Here is a 14113-nt window from a genome sequence, read left to right on the forward strand (position 1 = left end):
TAAGCAGGCTTGCTAGAGAAGGCCAAAACGGGGGAAAAAGAACAACCCGGCCACTTGCGCAGACCGGGCATTCAAAGATAGGCAAAATCGGAAAGGAGAAAGAGCCGAAAACCACACCGTATCACTTGCAAACTAGTTTGATAAATGATTTGGTTTATAATGTAAACTAGTTTATGTTTGTATCATCCTAACGATTCTAACCCCTACCGCCATGAAAAGCTTCGCCCTCAACTCTGCTGCCGCTCCCCTCCACACTGCCAGCCAGCTGGTGAGTGCCGTTAGCCTGCGGGCTTACGCTTTCACGTACTCGCTCCGCGGTGCCGCCGTACTAACGGCTGCTACCAGCGACTATGTGTTGCAGCAAATGGGGTTTGCTGCTCCTTGGGTGCTATGGATGGTGATTATGCCGGTAGTGGCTATCGTGCAGAATGTTCGGGCCCGGCGGCAGCGCAAACAAGGCACCATGGGAACAACGGCCACCGACAAAGCCATGCGCCTGCTGCAAAAGGCCTTCGTTTTTGTGTTGATGGCCATGTTGATTGGTGGAGGCTTTATCAACTGGGAGGTAGCACACCCGCTGATTTTGGGCCTCTACGGCGCAGGTACCATCCTCGCAGGACGCCTATTGAACTTCCGGCCGCTGGTGCTCGGTGGGGTGGCCTGCGCGGTGCTGGGTGCAGTAGCCTTGGCGTTGCCCGCCGATACTCAATTGCTGGTTATTGCGGTGGCCATGTTGGTGAGCCATGTTATTCCCGGCTACTTATTGAACCGTCAGAGCCGCATTGCCGCTTAATTTCTCTCTTGTCCTGCTTCCTCCTCACGTTTACCATCCATACTCATGGAAACCCCCGAAAAGCCGTTTTCAGCCCCTGATAGCCTGCGCCTGATTCAGGATATGATTCAGGCTGCCAAGCAAGACCTGAGCGACCATTCGTTTGACTTGTTGTTGTGGGGCTGGCTGGTGCTGGTTGCTGCGGTAGGGCATTATGTGCTGCTGCAAACCAGCTATTCCAAGCCCTGGCTGGTGTGGCCGGTGCTCATGACGGTGGGCTCGGTGGCCGCCTTCGTGAACGGGATCCGGCGGGGCCGCCGCGAACGGACGCGCACCGTGCAGACCGATTTTATGAAGTATCTGTGGTCTGGCTTTGGAGTGATGCTGCTGATGCTGATTGGCTTGGGCACCGTAGCTGGGTTTCGCAGTACGTATCCGTTGATTATTGCTCTCTACGGTCTCGGAACGTTTGCTACGGGTGGTACGCTGCGGTTTCGGCCGCTGGTATGGGGCGGGGCTACCTGCTGGCTACTGGCTACCGTGGCCTTCCGGGTGGATTTCGATACGCAGTTGTTGCTGGTAGCTGCGGCCGTGCTGGTCGCGTATGTAATACCAGGACATATGCTCAAAAATCAATACCGCCGTGGCCGTACCCTTTGAAGACCTCGATCCGCTGCTGCATTCACAGCTACGATTGGCGGTAATGTCACTCTTGCTGAGCGTGCGGGAAGCTGAATTCAACTTCCTGAAAGAGAAAACCGGAGCCACCGCCGGCAACCTCAGCACCCAAATCAGCAAGTTGAAAGACGCTGGCTACCTCACCATGACCAAGGAGTTCAGTGGCTCGTACCCGCTCACGCGCTGCGCCATTACGCCAGAAGGCGTCAAGGCTTTCGAGAACTACGTGAGTAGCCTGCAACGCTACCTCAAGCCAGAGTAGCGGCTCGCCTCTTCTTTCGCATTCTGCATTTCAGTGCCGCTGAACCACTTTTCTGGAGTCGGCTGGGCCACGCCTTGCCCTTTTGTTTTCCCATCTCTTACAGCCTTTGTCATGAAAAAGTACTTGCTTCTGCTTGCTTTACCTGTGGTGTTGATGCCGAGCCGAGGAATGGCGCAAGCCCGGGGCCAGAATGTGCTAACTGGCATTCAACGCCAAATCACGTGGCAAACGCCCGCCGACTCGTTGCAGCTTCTTGCCAAAAACTTAAACCAGCTGCGCAGTGAAAAGCCGAATGCCTTCCTCAACTATTGGGAGGCTTTTACGCAATACCACCTGTATTTCCGGGCGGGTAAAGACGAAGCGCAGGCCCAAGAAGCCCTGAATAAGGGTATCGAGCTGTTGGAGGCTATTCCCAGCAAAACCACCGAGCACTACGCACTACTCTCGTTGCTACAGGGCCTGAACCTGAAATTCGCCAGCTTCCTGACAGTTGCCTTCAAAGCCGGGACCGTAAAGGAAAACGCTGAAAAGGCCGTGGCCATGGCGCCCGACAACCTGCGCGCCCACTACGCCAGCGGCATCAACGACTTCTACACGCCCAAGCAGTACGGCGGGGGCAAAATGGCGGCTACGCACTTCCTGAAGGCCATCAGCTTGCCCGACAAGCTTGACCCCAACCCTTATGCTCCCAATTGGGGCAAAGCCGATGCCTACTGCTACTTGGTGCAAGCGTACCAAGCTGCTGGAAAAACAGACTTGGCCCGCAAATACGCCGCCGAAGGCCTAAGCAAATACCCTGACCATGCGCGGCTCCAGGGATTAGTGGCTAAGTTATAGCACAGGCTACGCCGTGCGGCCGCCCAAAAAATGGCACGGCCACTTGAGGTTGGCAGACCCCATGTAGCAAGCGGTTGCCTGCAACGTTACAGTTGATGAAGGTGCCGCAACGCCGGCATGGCTACCCGCGTCTGCCTGACGCCCCCTCGATTCTCTAGCTTTTCAAGCTACACCAACCCATGGCCTTACATACTTCGTTGCGCGTGCGGCTTTTGCTACATAGCCTAGCCGTGCTGTGCCTGACGACCACCGCCGCTCTGGCCCAAATGCCAGCTACTATTCGTGGCACAGTAGCTGACCAAACGACCGGCGACCTGCTGCTAGGCGCCACGGTGCGCGTGGCCGGCCAACCTGCTAGTGCCACCGCCACCGACTTGGACGGAGCTTTTGCGGTGCCCTACACGCCGACCGCCCAGCCCGACACGCTGGTGGTAAGCTACGTCGGCTACCGGCCCTTTCGGGTGGTGTTGCGTGGGGTGCCGGCGGCGCCCATAGCGGTGCGGCTGGTACCAGCCAGTGGCCTTACGCTGGCGCAAGTAGAAGTTACGGCCAAGCGACCCATAGCCGAAGACTTCATCGTGCGGGAGCTGGACTACCTAACTATCGTGACCAATCCGGCTGCCGCGGCCGATCCGCTGCTGGCGGTGCGGACGCTGCCCGCCGCTACCACCCTCGACGAGTCGGCGAGTATCAGCCTGCGCGGCTCCGACCCGACCCAGACTGGCATCTACCTCAACAACGTGCCCGTGTATGATGCCGTGAAGTTTGCGCAACTAACAGGCATCGGGACGTTTGGCATTTTTAGCGTCGATTTGGTGAAATCGGTGCTGGTGTTTCCAAGCAATCCGCCGCTGGAGTTTGGCAACGCCGGAGCGGGGCTCATTAGCTTAACTACCGATGAGCAGCGGCGCGACAAATTCGTGCAGGCCTCGCTAGGCTTGGCTAACTCCGGGGTGTTGGTAGGGCGGCCAGTAGGGGAGCGGGGCATGTTCAAGGCCTACGTGAATGCGCAAAACGGCCAACTGCTGCGAGCCGTAAATCCCGCTTCGTTCCGCCAGCTAACCCGGTTCGGGCTAGTAGATGGTGGTGCTCACTTTGCCACCAAAATAGGGGAGTACGGCACGTTCAAAGCGTTTGGCTATGGCTTGAGCGAACGGTATGCCTACCGGCCGTCCGCTGGCAGCCCCGAGGCGTACCGCTACCGCAACTTGCGCGGATTCTATACCCTCAGCTACGAGCAGGCCTGGCCCCACGCCGACCTTGCCCTAAGCCACGGCCTCGGCAACCGCCGTGCGGAAGATGCCCTCGGCAACTACCGCACCACCCGCCGCTTCGCCGACTACTACGCCGCTGCCCATTACCGCCGCTATTGGTTTGATGCCCTGAGTACCCGCGTCGGTGTGAGCTACGATGAGCGCCGCCTGCATCTGGCCGGTCAGTTTCCGGTGCGCCGCGACGACATGAGCGCCACTGCGCCCACGTATGCTGCCGCTTTCGGACAGGGCCGTACGCTGTGGGAGGCGTATCAGTACACTAAATTCACCCGAGGGCCTTGGGTGGTAGGGGCCGGGTTGCGCCTGAATGCGTTGCCACGCCCGGCACAACCGGGTTATGGCAGTGCCCAACTCAATATGCGCCGCAACCTGAACATTCGTAGTTTTCTGAACCTATCGGGTGGTCAGTACACGTCGTTCACTTCCCCTGACCCAGTATACTACGGCTTCCTGCGGACGCGCATCCGCCAAGTGGCTCTCGACTATTCCGCTGGTAGTGCCAGTCCTGATGGTGCCATCCTCACGGCGGCCATCTACGCCAAACAGGAACGCTCCGTGCTACGCACCAACTTGCTAGGGGCAGAGGTATTTGGGCAACGCACATTTTTCAAGCGCCTGCGCGCCGACTTGGCTGCTGCTACGATGCATGCCGCACCCACGCATTATGATGCCGCCGACCCCGATGCGCGTGTCTTGGCGCTAGCGCAACGCCGCTACGACGTGCGCTTTCAACTGAAAAGCACACTCAAGCTGGTAGGTAAGTGGGGCGAACTAGGCGCTTTTGCCCAGTACCGTGCGGGCGCGCCCTTTACGCCGGTGCTCGGCACAACGCCTGACCCTGCTACCGGGAGTCTGCTGCCGCAATATGCGGGGGAAGTCAACGCCGACTACCTACCTAACTATTTCCGGGCCGACCTAACGGCCAGCAAGTTCATTCGGCGCCAAACCAACGGCAACACCTTGGTACTCTATGCCGTGTGCAGCAATATTCTCAACATCCGCAACGTAAGCGGCTATTCTTACACCCCAGACTATACGCAGGCTCTGCCCAATTATTTTCAACGCCGCTTGCTGTACTTCGGGGTTGTGAAAACCTGGCAATAGCGTACTGAATTGTACTTCTGCGTCTAGCGCAGACCGTCTAGAAAAGTAGCCAACTCTCCCACGGCGGCCCGGTTCAAAGTAACGCTCACGCACCGACCACATTTATGGGTTTGTACCAGTCCGCAATCGGCCAGTATTTTCAAGTGATGCGAAACGCAAGGCTGCGAAAGGCCCGTCAGCTGCTGCACGTCCGCAAACGGCATAGACTCCTGCCGGCTCAACGCCAGCACGATGCTCAGCCGATATTTATCGGACAAGGCTCCAGCAGATTTGGCGACGAGTAGCGTATTCATGGCTCTGAATATAAAAGTAAGATACCAAAATCGGTCGGCTCAATGCCTGTAAGGCATCAAACCGACCGATAGAAAAGTACCGTCCGCCGCAGGGCAGAAGGGCTAGGAAACTAGGCTGCCGCAGCGAAACGCTTGTTTACTTCATCCCAGTTAATAGCGTTGTAGAAAGCCGCAATGTAATCGGGACGACGGTTCTGGTACTTCAGGTAGTAGGCGTGCTCCCACACGTCGAGGCCCAATACGGGCGTACCCTGGCAGCCGGAGTCAGGCATCAGCGGGTTGTCTTGGTTGGGAGTCGAGCAGATTTTCACGGAGCCGTCGTTCTGCTTGCACAGCCACGCCCAGCCCGAGCCGAAACGCGTAGTAGCGGCTTTGGTGAATTCTTCCTTGAACTTCTCGTAGCTACCAAAAGCCGCTGTGATGGCCTCACCGACAGCACCGGTTGGCTCACCGCCACCGTTTGGGCCCAGAATGGTCCAGAACAGCGAGTGGTTCCAGTGGCCACCACCGTTGTTGCGCACCGCCGCCGGGGCCGATGCAATATTCTGCATCAAGTCTTCGAGGCTCTTGCCTTCCAGCTCCGTGCCTGCAATGGCATTGTTCAGGTTCGTTACGTAGGCCTGATGGTGCTTGGTGTGGTGGATTTCCATGGTTTGCGCATCAATGTGCGGCTCCAGGGCATCGTAAGCGTAAGGCAGTTGGGGCAGTTCGAAAGCCATGATCTTTTGGGTTTAATTGATGATGGAAAGTTGCCTCCTCTTACGGTCTTCCCGCAGGAGAAGGTGTCCGGGAGTGAGACCTTTATAACCGCCGCACCCCGGCTAGGGTTACGGACGCGGCCAAAAGTAGCTTATTTCCGTTTGCGCGCGAAAAACTCCTGCATCAGCGCGCCGCACTCCTCGGCTAGCACACCTCGTAGCAATTTTGCCTTGGGGTGCAGCAAGTTGCCATACCGCCGAAACCCCACTTTTAGCTCGTCGGCCCCGTACACTACGTGGCGCAGTTGGGCCCAGGCGGCGGCCCCGGCGCACATCACGCAAGGCTCCACGGTTACGTAGAGCGTGCAGTCGGCCAGGTACTTGTTGCCGACGTGGTTGGCCGCGGCCGTTATAGCTAGCATTTCGGCGTGCGCTGTTACGTCGTGCAGGCGCTCGGTTTGGTTGTACGCCCGTGCAATAATCTGTTTGTCGAGTACCACCACTGCCCCAATTGGTATTTCGTCTTCTTGCAAGGCATACCGCGCCTGCTTGAGGGCTTCGCGCATGTAGTGCTCATGAGAATGTACCGTGAGGGCCATGTGGTAGTGGAAGAAAGGCAAACACAAAACTACGGCCCTCTATGCAAAGCAAGGACCTTCTTGTTCCAGCACGGAGAGTTGGTGCACCCATCGCGCTAGCCTAAGAAGGTCCTTGCTTTATTGGAATGGCAGACAATGCCCTCAGCCGCCGGCCTGTTATTTCATGGATATACTTTGCATGACGGCCTGCGCGGTAGGTTGCCATTGCGCCCGCTCGTCGGCGGGGGCCACGAAGGTGAAGACCGTCAGCTGGTCGCCGGTGATGGTGTACTGTACCATCTGATAGCGACGGATAGGTGCTAGGTTGCTGCCTCGGCGCGTATCGGCCACCGTTGATACAAACTCCAGCACCACAAAGTCGCGCTTGTTGATGGTGCGAATGTCCTCGGCCAGGAATTCCACTTTCGAGTACATGTTCTGGATGCTGGCCTTGTAAATCTTGAGCAGCAAGCCGTAGTCCCGGTCGCTGAAGGTGCTGGGCTTTTGCGCCACGCTGAAATCAACGCGGCCGTTGGGGTTGCTGAACACGGCCAGCGGCTTGCGCGGCGCCGGGTATTTCACCGCAATGCCATCGTCGGGGAGGGCCGCAAAGCCTTTCGGCACGCCCACCGTGATGTTCTTGCTGACCGTTGTCTTTTTAAGCTTGGGTGCGGCAAATGCGGCCAGTAGCAACACTGCCAGCAGTAAAGGAGCAAGTAGGAGGAAACGAGAAGTGGTTTTCATAGAGAGCGGAAAGATACTAGTGAACATCAAGCTCCTGCTTGGCGCGACGTGTCAATACAGTGCGCTTGATGGGACTCTTACCAAACGCAAAGCTCCGAAGTGGAGTGCTTCGGAGCTGCAAAAACAAGTTTTAAGAGCGGTTAGCGGCGCTTTTTCTTGGCTACTGCGGGGGCCGGATACGTCACCTTCACTTTCTTCCAGTACACGTAGTTGCCGGTTTTAGCCTCGATGAGGTAGTTGCCGGCCGGAATACGACCCAGATCTACGGGGGCACCCGTGTTGTTGGTGGGGTCGAGTTCGGTGGTGTACACCGGTTGGTTTTTGTAGTTGGTCATCACCAGCGTGCCGGGCTTGGTGAACTGCTGCGTGAAGCTGAGCATGATGCTCTGCCCGCCCGAAGCCGGAAATATATCAATGCCCGACAGCGTTTCCACGCGCTTGATAGGGCCGTTCAGCGTTACGGGCTCCGCCTCTGACTTGGTTTTCACGGAAGTACCGTCGGCCGCCTTGGCTTTGGTTTTGATTTTGGTTTGGGCCTGCGTGGAGAAAGAGAACAGGGTGGCAGCCAGGAAAAGAAGAGCGGAGCGTTTCATGTGAAGAGCAGTGAGAAGAAGTCGAGTAGGTTGAGGACGTGGTTGGATGCGTGGTTTGCATACTCCGTGCCGAACTTACTACATGACCAGGAAAAAGGCCTCATTCCTTTCTAAAACAAACATTTATCACAAACCATTGTGGTTTTCTTCACAACAAACGAGTTGATTTTTAGCTACCCTACTAATTTTTCCTGTCTACCTTTGGCGGGTTTCAGTTGCGCGTTGTAGCTCCGCCGGCTTCAGCACCCAAAAACTAGAAACCAGTAACCAGAAAACAGAAACCAGAATGCTCCGGACTCACACCTGCGGCGAATTGCGCCCCGAACACGTTGGTTTAACCGTAACGCTCTGCGGATGGGTGCAGCGCACCCGCGACAAAGGCGGCATTAGCTGGATAGACCTCCGCGACCGGTACGGTCTCACTCAGCTCACCTTGGAAGAAGGCGTTGAATCCGAGGAAATGCGCACGCTAGCTCGCCAGCTCGGTCGCGAGTTTGTGCTGACCGTAACTGGCAAAGTAGCCGAGCGCTATTCCAAAAACGACAAAATACCCACGGGTAGCATCGAAATTCGGGTCGAGAAGCTGGAAGTACTCAACCCCGCCAAGTTGCCGCCGTTCCTCATCGAAGACGAAACCGACGGTGGCGACGACCTGCGCCTGAAGTACCGCTACCTGGATTTGCGCCGCAACACGGTGCGTCAGAACCTGATGCTGCGCCACCGCGTGGCCCAGGCCACCCGTCGCTACCTCGACGGCCAGGAGTTTATTGAAGTGGAAACGCCCGTGCTCATCAAAAGCACGCCCGAAGGCGCCCGCGACTTTGTGGTGCCTTCCCGCATGAACCCCGGCGAGTTCTACGCGCTGCCCCAGAGCCCCCAGACCTTCAAGCAGCTGCTCATGGTCTCGGGCTTCGACCGATATTTCCAGATTGTAAAGTGCTTCCGCGACGAAGACCTGCGCGCCGACCGTCAGCCCGAATTCACCCAAATCGACTGCGAAATGTCGTTTGTGGAGCAGGAAGACATCCTGAACACGTTCGAGGGCTTGGTGCAGTACCTGTTCCGCGAGGTGAAAGGCGTAGAAATAGGTACGCTGTCCCGCATGACCTATGCCGACGCCATGCGCCTGTACGGCAACGACAAGCCGGACACGCGCTTTGCTATGCAGTTTGTGGAGCTGAACGACGTAGTGAAGGGCCACAACTTCCCGGTGTTCGAGGCGGCGGGCCTCGTAGTTGGTATTTGCGCTACGGGTGCGGCCAGCTACACCCGCAAGCAGCTCGATGAACTGACCGAGTATGTGAAGCGTCCGCAGATTGGTGCTACTGGCCTCGTGTATGCTCGCGTAGAAGCCGATGGCAGCGTGAAATCGTCGGTAGATAAGTTCTACGGCCAGGAGCAGCTCCAGCAGTGGAAAGCCGCTTTCAACGCCCAGCCCGGCGACTTGCTGCTGGTGATGGCCGGCGACCCGAACAAAACCCGCAAAGCGCTGTCGGAGCTGCGCCTGGAGATGGGCCAACGTCTCGGCCTGCGCGACAAGGATACCTTTTCGGCCCTGTGGGTGGTGGATTTCCCGCTGCTCGAGTTCATCGAGGAGGAAGGTCGCTACTTCGCTATGCACCACCCTTTCACTTCGCCCAAGCCCGAAGACATAGCCCTGCTCGACAACCCCGATACCATCGGCGAAGTACGCGCCAATGCCTACGACATGGTAATTAACGGCGTAGAAGTGGGCGGCGGCTCCATCCGTATCCACGACCGAACCGTGCAAGCCCGCATGTTCAGTTTGTTGGGGTTCTCTGATGAAGAAGCCAAAGCGCAGTTCGGCTTCCTACTCGACGCCTTCGAGTACGGCGCGCCACCGCACGGCGGCATCGCCTTCGGCTTCGACCGTCTGTGCAGCCTCTTCGGCGGCGCCGATTCTATCCGCGACTTCATTGCTTTCCCGAAGAACAACTCTGGCCGCGACGTCATGATTGATTCGCCTTCTCAGATTTCGGAAGCGCAGCTCAAAGAACTCAGCATCAAAACGGCGGTAGTAAGGAAGTAGAACCTCATTGCTAACATTGAAAAAAGCGGTGTCTGCTATAGCAGACACCGCTTTTTTAGTTTTAGAGTGTCAATTCGCTACATCATTATTCAGTGCTTAAAGCCCGCCAGTAGCCATCATCTTTATCGTTGGAAGAGCAACCGCATACCACCTATTCAGAAAATCAGATACTAAGAGCCCACGAATAAGTGCTTGATAGCCGCCGGCTATCTGAACTTCAGTAAATTAGAGGGGTCGAATATTATCTGGATGAAGGTGGCTGTTGCTAGATATTCCGCCTATACCCCCGAAGCGGCCATGTGCAGATGCTGCGCCGCTTTGTGTGTTCTGTTGCTCTTGCTGCGGTTGCAGGACAGCTATGCCCAAGCGCCAGCGTACTTCGCGAGTCCAACGCCTGCCCTGGCTTTCCGGACGCTTACCACCACCAACGGCCTGGCCGAAAACAGCGTGTACGCCATCGTGCAAGACCGCCGAGGCTTTCTGTGGGTAGGCACTCAGGATGGGTTGAGCCGCTACGACGGGGTAGGCTTCCGAACTTTCCGCAACGATGCCCGCCGTCCCTCCAGCCTGGGCAGCAACTATGTGCTGGCACTCTGCCAAGACAGCGCCGGCAACTTATGGGCTGGCACGGGTGGCGGCCTTTCCTGCTATAATCCTCGCACCAACCGCTTCTATACGTACCGCGGAGGCTCCACCGACTCCAGCGGCCTCACCGACAACTACGTGCGCACCCTGCTATGCGACCGGCAAGGACAAGTGTGGGCGGGCACCGAAACTGCTTTGCACCGGTTCAACCCAACTACCAAGCGTTTCACTGCATTCCGGCATCCAGCGTCCCAAGCCAGCAGCATCCGCTACAATGCGGTGCGCGCCCTCGCTCAAGACCAGGCTGGCACCGTGTGGGTGGGTACCGGCGAAGGCCGAGTCAGCCGCCTCGATCTTGTCCGTGGCCAACTAGTAGTGGACCCTCGGCTGCAACCCGCCGGCGACATCACTACCCTGTACGCTGACCGGCTTGGCGGCTTGTGGGTAGGGAGCAGCAAAGGGGAGCTTCGCTATTTGCCTGCCGCCAACGGCCCCATTCGAAGTTTTAAACCTAACCGCAAGCAGTTGGGTAGCCTGCCAGGGGGCAGCATCAAGACGCTTTTCGCAGATCATAACGGCACCCTGTGGGTGGGCACCACCGAGGGCCTGTGCCGCTACCAACCCGCTACCGGCACCTTCAGCTGTGTGCAACACCAGCCTCGTAATCCGAATAGCCTACCCGAGAACACCGTGCAGGCGCTTGGCCAGGACCGCTCCGGCTTGCTGTGGGTGGGCACCGAAGCGGGGCTGAGCTGTGCCAATCTGCTCCCCAGTGCTTTCGGTACCCTTGATATGGGAGCTGCTGGGGCAGTATGGGCTGTGACTTCAGACAAGAGGGGCATGGTGTGGGTCGGTACGGAGGAGAACGGACTGCTTTGCTACGACCCCGCTACCGGCCAGCGTCGGCAGTTCCGCCACGACCCCGCCGACCCCGGCAGTGTGGCGCAGAATCACATCCGAGCCCTCCGCTTCGACTCACGTGGCCGCTTGTGGGTGGGCACCCAGGAGCAAGGCCTCGACTGTCTGGAGCCCGGTAGCTCCCGCTTTGTGCATTACCGGCACAATCCCGCCGACCCAAGCACCATTGCCGACGACATGATTCTGTCGGTGTACGAAGATCCGCAGGGCAAGCTGTGGGTAGGAACCAACGGTGGCGGCCTGAGCCTACTCAACCCTACCACCAAGCGCTTTACCACGTTTCGGCACGACCCTAAAGACCCCAACAGCCTGCCCAACAACTACGTGCGCACCACCTTTCAAGACCGCCAGGGCCGCATCTGGATGGCCAGCGGGGGCGGACTTGCCCGTTTTGAGGCTCGTTCCGGTCGTTTCACTACATTTCGAGCCGATGGGCGCGACCCGCGCAGCTTGAATAGCAATTCTGTGCGCTGCATACTGCAAGACAAGCAAGGTACCTTATGGGTAGGAACCGAAGGGGGCGGGTTTTCCCGAGTGGATGACCCCGAGGCTGGCCGCTTTACGACATTTCGAGAGGCGCAAGGATTACCCAACGACGTGGTGTATGGCATTCAGGAAGATGTGCAAGGTCACTTATGGTTGGCTACCAACAAAGGACTAGCCCGGTTTGCACCCGCTACCCAGCAGTTCCTTACGTTCGATGAGCGCGACGGCCTGCTGCAAAACGAGTTCAACGCGGCAGCCTGCCACCGCACGGCGGCTGGGCGTTTCTATTTCGGGGGGATAAACGGGGTGGTGACTTTTCAGCCCGGAGCCATACGCACCAATCCCACACCGCCTCCCGTCGTCCTGACTGGGTTTCGCAAGTTCAACCGGTTAGTAGAGCTGCCTGATACCGTCATTACCGAGCGGCGGGTGTTGCGTCTTTCGCCACAAGACAATGTGTTCTCGCTGGAATTTGCGGCGCTCAATTTTCAACTCCCTGAAAAAAACCGCTATGCCTACCAACTGCAGAACTTCGATGCGCAATGGGTGCCCGCTGGTAGTCGGCGCGAAGCCACGTATACCAACCTCGACCCCGGCACCTACACGTTCCGGGTAATAGCCACCAACAACGACGGTATCTGGAACCCGCGTGGGGTCGCGCTCAACATTGTGGTGGACCCGCCCTGGCACCGCACGTGGTGGTTTCAGGTGGGAATCAGCTGGCTTATATTCGGGCTGCTGTTCCTAGCGTACCGCGTTCGGGTGGGGCAGTTGCTAGCACTGGAACGAGTCCGCCACGGCATTGCCCGCGACCTGCACGACGACATGGGTTCCACGCTCAGCAGTATTTCCATTCTGAGCCAGATTGCCCGCAACCACCAGCGCCAGCAGCGCCCTGAACTGGCAGCTGCCGTGCTAGAGCAAATCGGGGATTCTTCGCGCCGCATGCTCGATGCCATGGACGATATCGTGTGGGCCATCAATCCCGCTCATGATTCCTTGGACGACGTAACCGCCCGCATGCGCCGGTTTGCCTCGGAGGTGCTGGAAGCGCGGGGTATCGAATTCACATTCCGCGCCGACCCCTCGGTGCAAGGGCTTCGGCTGGGCATGCACGCCCGCCGTGAGTTTTTTCTGCTCTTCAAAGAAGCCGTAAACAACTTGGCTAAGTATGCCGAGTGCCAGCACGCCGATATTTTGCTCGTTTACCAGCATGGGCAGCTGCAACTCACCGTGCAGGACGACGGGGTAGGCTTCGACCCGCATAGGCCTGCCCAAGGTGGTGGCAACGGCTTAACCAACATGTACACCCGTGCAGCGGCTCTCTCCGGAAAGCTCACCATCGACACGGCTCCTGGCCAGGGCACCATTCTGCACCTTACCATGCCGTTGGAAGCCTAAGAAGCACGGACTGCTTGGCGAGAGGGGAGGGTAGAGGTAAGCGTTTAACTGACTACACTTCGTGCGGGCCGTGTAGCTGCTCTCACATGATTGTGTGGTCACCTTAGGTGAAGGTAGGTTGTATATTAGAGGTGTCATATACCCCATTCCTGCATCCCATGGAACCTGCAACTCGCGTGCTGATTTACGAGGACAACGTTGATTTACGAACCAGTCTGAGTCAATTGCTGTCGGGGTCGGTGGGGATGGAACTAGCGGGTGCGCTCGGCAACTGCACCCAAGCCGAAGCCGACATGGCCCGCCTCCGGCCCGATGTCGTGCTCATGGATATCGATATGCCGGGCTGCACTGGCATCGAAGGGCTGCGCCGCATCAAGGCCATAGCGCCAGACATAAATGTGGTAATGCTGACGGTGTTTGAAGAGAATGATCGGGTGTTCGATGCTATTTGTGCGGGCGCTGATGGGTATCTGCTGAAAAAAACCTCACCGGCCCGGCTCCTTGATGCCATTGGGGAAGTGCGAGCCGGCGGTGCCCCAATGACGCCCGCCATCGCGCGGCAGGTGCTCCGCCTGTTTCCGAAAGCGCCACCTCGTCGCCCCTCCGAAGAATCGCACGCCAACCTGAGCGCCCGGGAACAAGAAATTCTCGGACTGCTGGTGGAAGGCTACAGCTACAAGATGATAGCCGCCGACCGTGGTATCAGCATTGATACCGTCCGCTCGCACATCAAGAAAATCTACGAGAAGCTGCACGTCCGCTCGATGACGGAGGCCGTGAGCAAAGCCTTGCGGGAGGGCTTAACCAAGGGGTAACCGAAACGAAAAAGGACCGCTGCTA

Annotated in this window: 13 protein-coding genes; 8 read left to right on the top strand and 5 right to left on the bottom strand. The window is 57.8% G+C overall.

The genetic code is table 11. The features are described 5' to 3' along the window. Positions 1 to 211: 211 nt before the first annotated feature. From MTX78_RS03145 to MTX78_RS03165, 5 genes are all read left to right on the top strand, one after another. Positions 212 to 793, top strand: coding sequence for a hypothetical protein (locus MTX78_RS03145; RefSeq protein ID WP_243799831.1), 582 nt, complete (start codon positions 212 to 214; stop codon positions 791 to 793). A 45-nt stretch (positions 794 to 838) separates the two neighbouring features. Then, the gene (locus MTX78_RS03150; RefSeq protein WP_243799832.1) at positions 839 to 1432 is read left to right on the top strand and encodes a hypothetical protein; all 594 of its coding nucleotides are present in this window, start codon (positions 839 to 841) and stop codon (positions 1430 to 1432) included. Then, positions 1416 to 1712: a winged helix-turn-helix domain-containing protein gene (locus tag MTX78_RS03155; RefSeq protein WP_243799834.1), complete on the top strand. Its 297-nt coding sequence runs from the start codon at positions 1416 to 1418 to the stop codon at positions 1710 to 1712. The genes MTX78_RS03150 and MTX78_RS03155 overlap by 17 nt, the downstream gene beginning before the upstream one ends. 111 nt (positions 1713 to 1823) lie before the next feature. Next, entirely contained in the window at positions 1824 to 2549 is a 726-nt protein-coding gene (locus MTX78_RS03160) for a tetratricopeptide repeat protein (RefSeq protein ID WP_243799836.1), read from the top strand. 179 nt (positions 2550 to 2728) lie between these two features. Further along, positions 2729 to 4927, top strand: coding sequence for a carboxypeptidase-like regulatory domain-containing protein (locus MTX78_RS03165; protein WP_243799838.1), 2199 nt, complete (start codon positions 2729 to 2731; stop codon positions 4925 to 4927). A 23-nt stretch (positions 4928 to 4950) separates the two neighbouring features. Here the strand turns inward: MTX78_RS03165 and MTX78_RS03170 are convergent, their stop codons facing one another. From MTX78_RS03170 to MTX78_RS03190, 5 genes are all read right to left on the bottom strand, one after another. After that, positions 4951 to 5220 (bottom strand): ArsR/SmtB family transcription factor, encoded by a 270-nt coding sequence (locus MTX78_RS03170; protein ID WP_243799840.1) that lies wholly within the window; start codon positions 5218 to 5220, stop codon positions 4951 to 4953. A gap of 110 nt (positions 5221 to 5330) precedes the next feature. Continuing rightward, entirely contained in the window at positions 5331 to 5939 is a 609-nt protein-coding gene (locus tag MTX78_RS03175) for a superoxide dismutase (RefSeq protein ID WP_243799842.1), read from the bottom strand. Between the two features lie 131 nt (positions 5940 to 6070). Continuing rightward, entirely contained in the window at positions 6071 to 6517 is a 447-nt protein-coding gene (locus tag MTX78_RS03180) for a nucleoside deaminase (RefSeq protein ID WP_243802802.1), read from the bottom strand. 156 nt (positions 6518 to 6673) lie between these two features. Next, positions 6674 to 7240 (bottom strand): hypothetical protein, encoded by a 567-nt coding sequence (locus MTX78_RS03185; RefSeq protein ID WP_243799844.1) that lies wholly within the window; start codon positions 7238 to 7240, stop codon positions 6674 to 6676. Positions 7241 to 7380: 140 nt separating this feature from the next. Further along, on the bottom strand, positions 7381 to 7833 hold the full coding sequence (locus MTX78_RS03190) for a hypothetical protein (RefSeq protein ID WP_243799846.1): 453 nt from the start codon (positions 7831 to 7833) through the stop codon (positions 7381 to 7383). Between the two features lie 286 nt (positions 7834 to 8119). Between MTX78_RS03190 and aspS the strand changes: the two genes are divergently transcribed. From aspS to MTX78_RS03205, 3 genes are all read left to right on the top strand, one after another. Next, entirely contained in the window at positions 8120 to 9883 is a 1764-nt protein-coding gene (gene aspS / locus MTX78_RS03195; protein WP_243799848.1) for an aspartate--tRNA ligase, read from the top strand. 318 nt (positions 9884 to 10201) lie between these two features. After that, positions 10202 to 13273 (top strand): sensor histidine kinase, encoded by a 3072-nt coding sequence (locus MTX78_RS03200; RefSeq protein ID WP_243799849.1) that lies wholly within the window; start codon positions 10202 to 10204, stop codon positions 13271 to 13273. A gap of 158 nt (positions 13274 to 13431) precedes the next feature. After that, positions 13432 to 14088, top strand: a complete 657-nt coding sequence (locus MTX78_RS03205) for a response regulator (RefSeq protein WP_243799851.1) — start codon at positions 13432 to 13434, stop codon at positions 14086 to 14088. The last annotated feature ends 25 nt before the right edge of the window (positions 14089 to 14113 follow it).

This window comes from Hymenobacter tibetensis, assembly GCF_022827545.1.
GTDB classification, from domain to species: Bacteria; Bacteroidota; Bacteroidia; order Cytophagales; family Hymenobacteraceae; genus Hymenobacter; species Hymenobacter tibetensis.

Coding starts and splice junctions, on each gene's coding strand:
- MTX78_RS03145 (WP_243799831.1), top strand. CDS start 212: ATGAAAAGCTTCGCCCTCAACTCTGCTGCCGCTCCCCTCCACACTGCC.
- MTX78_RS03150 (WP_243799832.1), top strand. CDS start 839: ATGGAAACCCCCGAAAAGCCGTTTTCAGCCCCTGATAGCCTGCGCCTG.
- MTX78_RS03160 (WP_243799836.1), top strand. CDS start 1,824: ATGAAAAAGTACTTGCTTCTGCTTGCTTTACCTGTGGTGTTGATGCCG.
- MTX78_RS03165 (WP_243799838.1), top strand. CDS start 2,729: ATGGCCTTACATACTTCGTTGCGCGTGCGGCTTTTGCTACATAGCCTA.
- MTX78_RS03170 (WP_243799840.1), bottom strand. CDS start 5,220: ATGAATACGCTACTCGTCGCCAAATCTGCTGGAGCCTTGTCCGATAAA.
- MTX78_RS03175 (WP_243799842.1), bottom strand. CDS start 5,939: ATGGCTTTCGAACTGCCCCAACTGCCTTACGCTTACGATGCCCTGGAG.
- MTX78_RS03180 (WP_243802802.1), bottom strand. CDS start 6,517: ATGGCCCTCACGGTACATTCTCATGAGCACTACATGCGCGAAGCCCTC.
- MTX78_RS03185 (WP_243799844.1), bottom strand. CDS start 7,240: ATGAAAACCACTTCTCGTTTCCTCCTACTTGCTCCTTTACTGCTGGCA.
- MTX78_RS03190 (WP_243799846.1), bottom strand. CDS start 7,833: ATGAAACGCTCCGCTCTTCTTTTCCTGGCTGCCACCCTGTTCTCTTTC.
- aspS (WP_243799848.1), top strand. CDS start 8,120: ATGCTCCGGACTCACACCTGCGGCGAATTGCGCCCCGAACACGTTGGT.
- MTX78_RS03205 (WP_243799851.1), top strand. CDS start 13,432: ATGGAACCTGCAACTCGCGTGCTGATTTACGAGGACAACGTTGATTTA.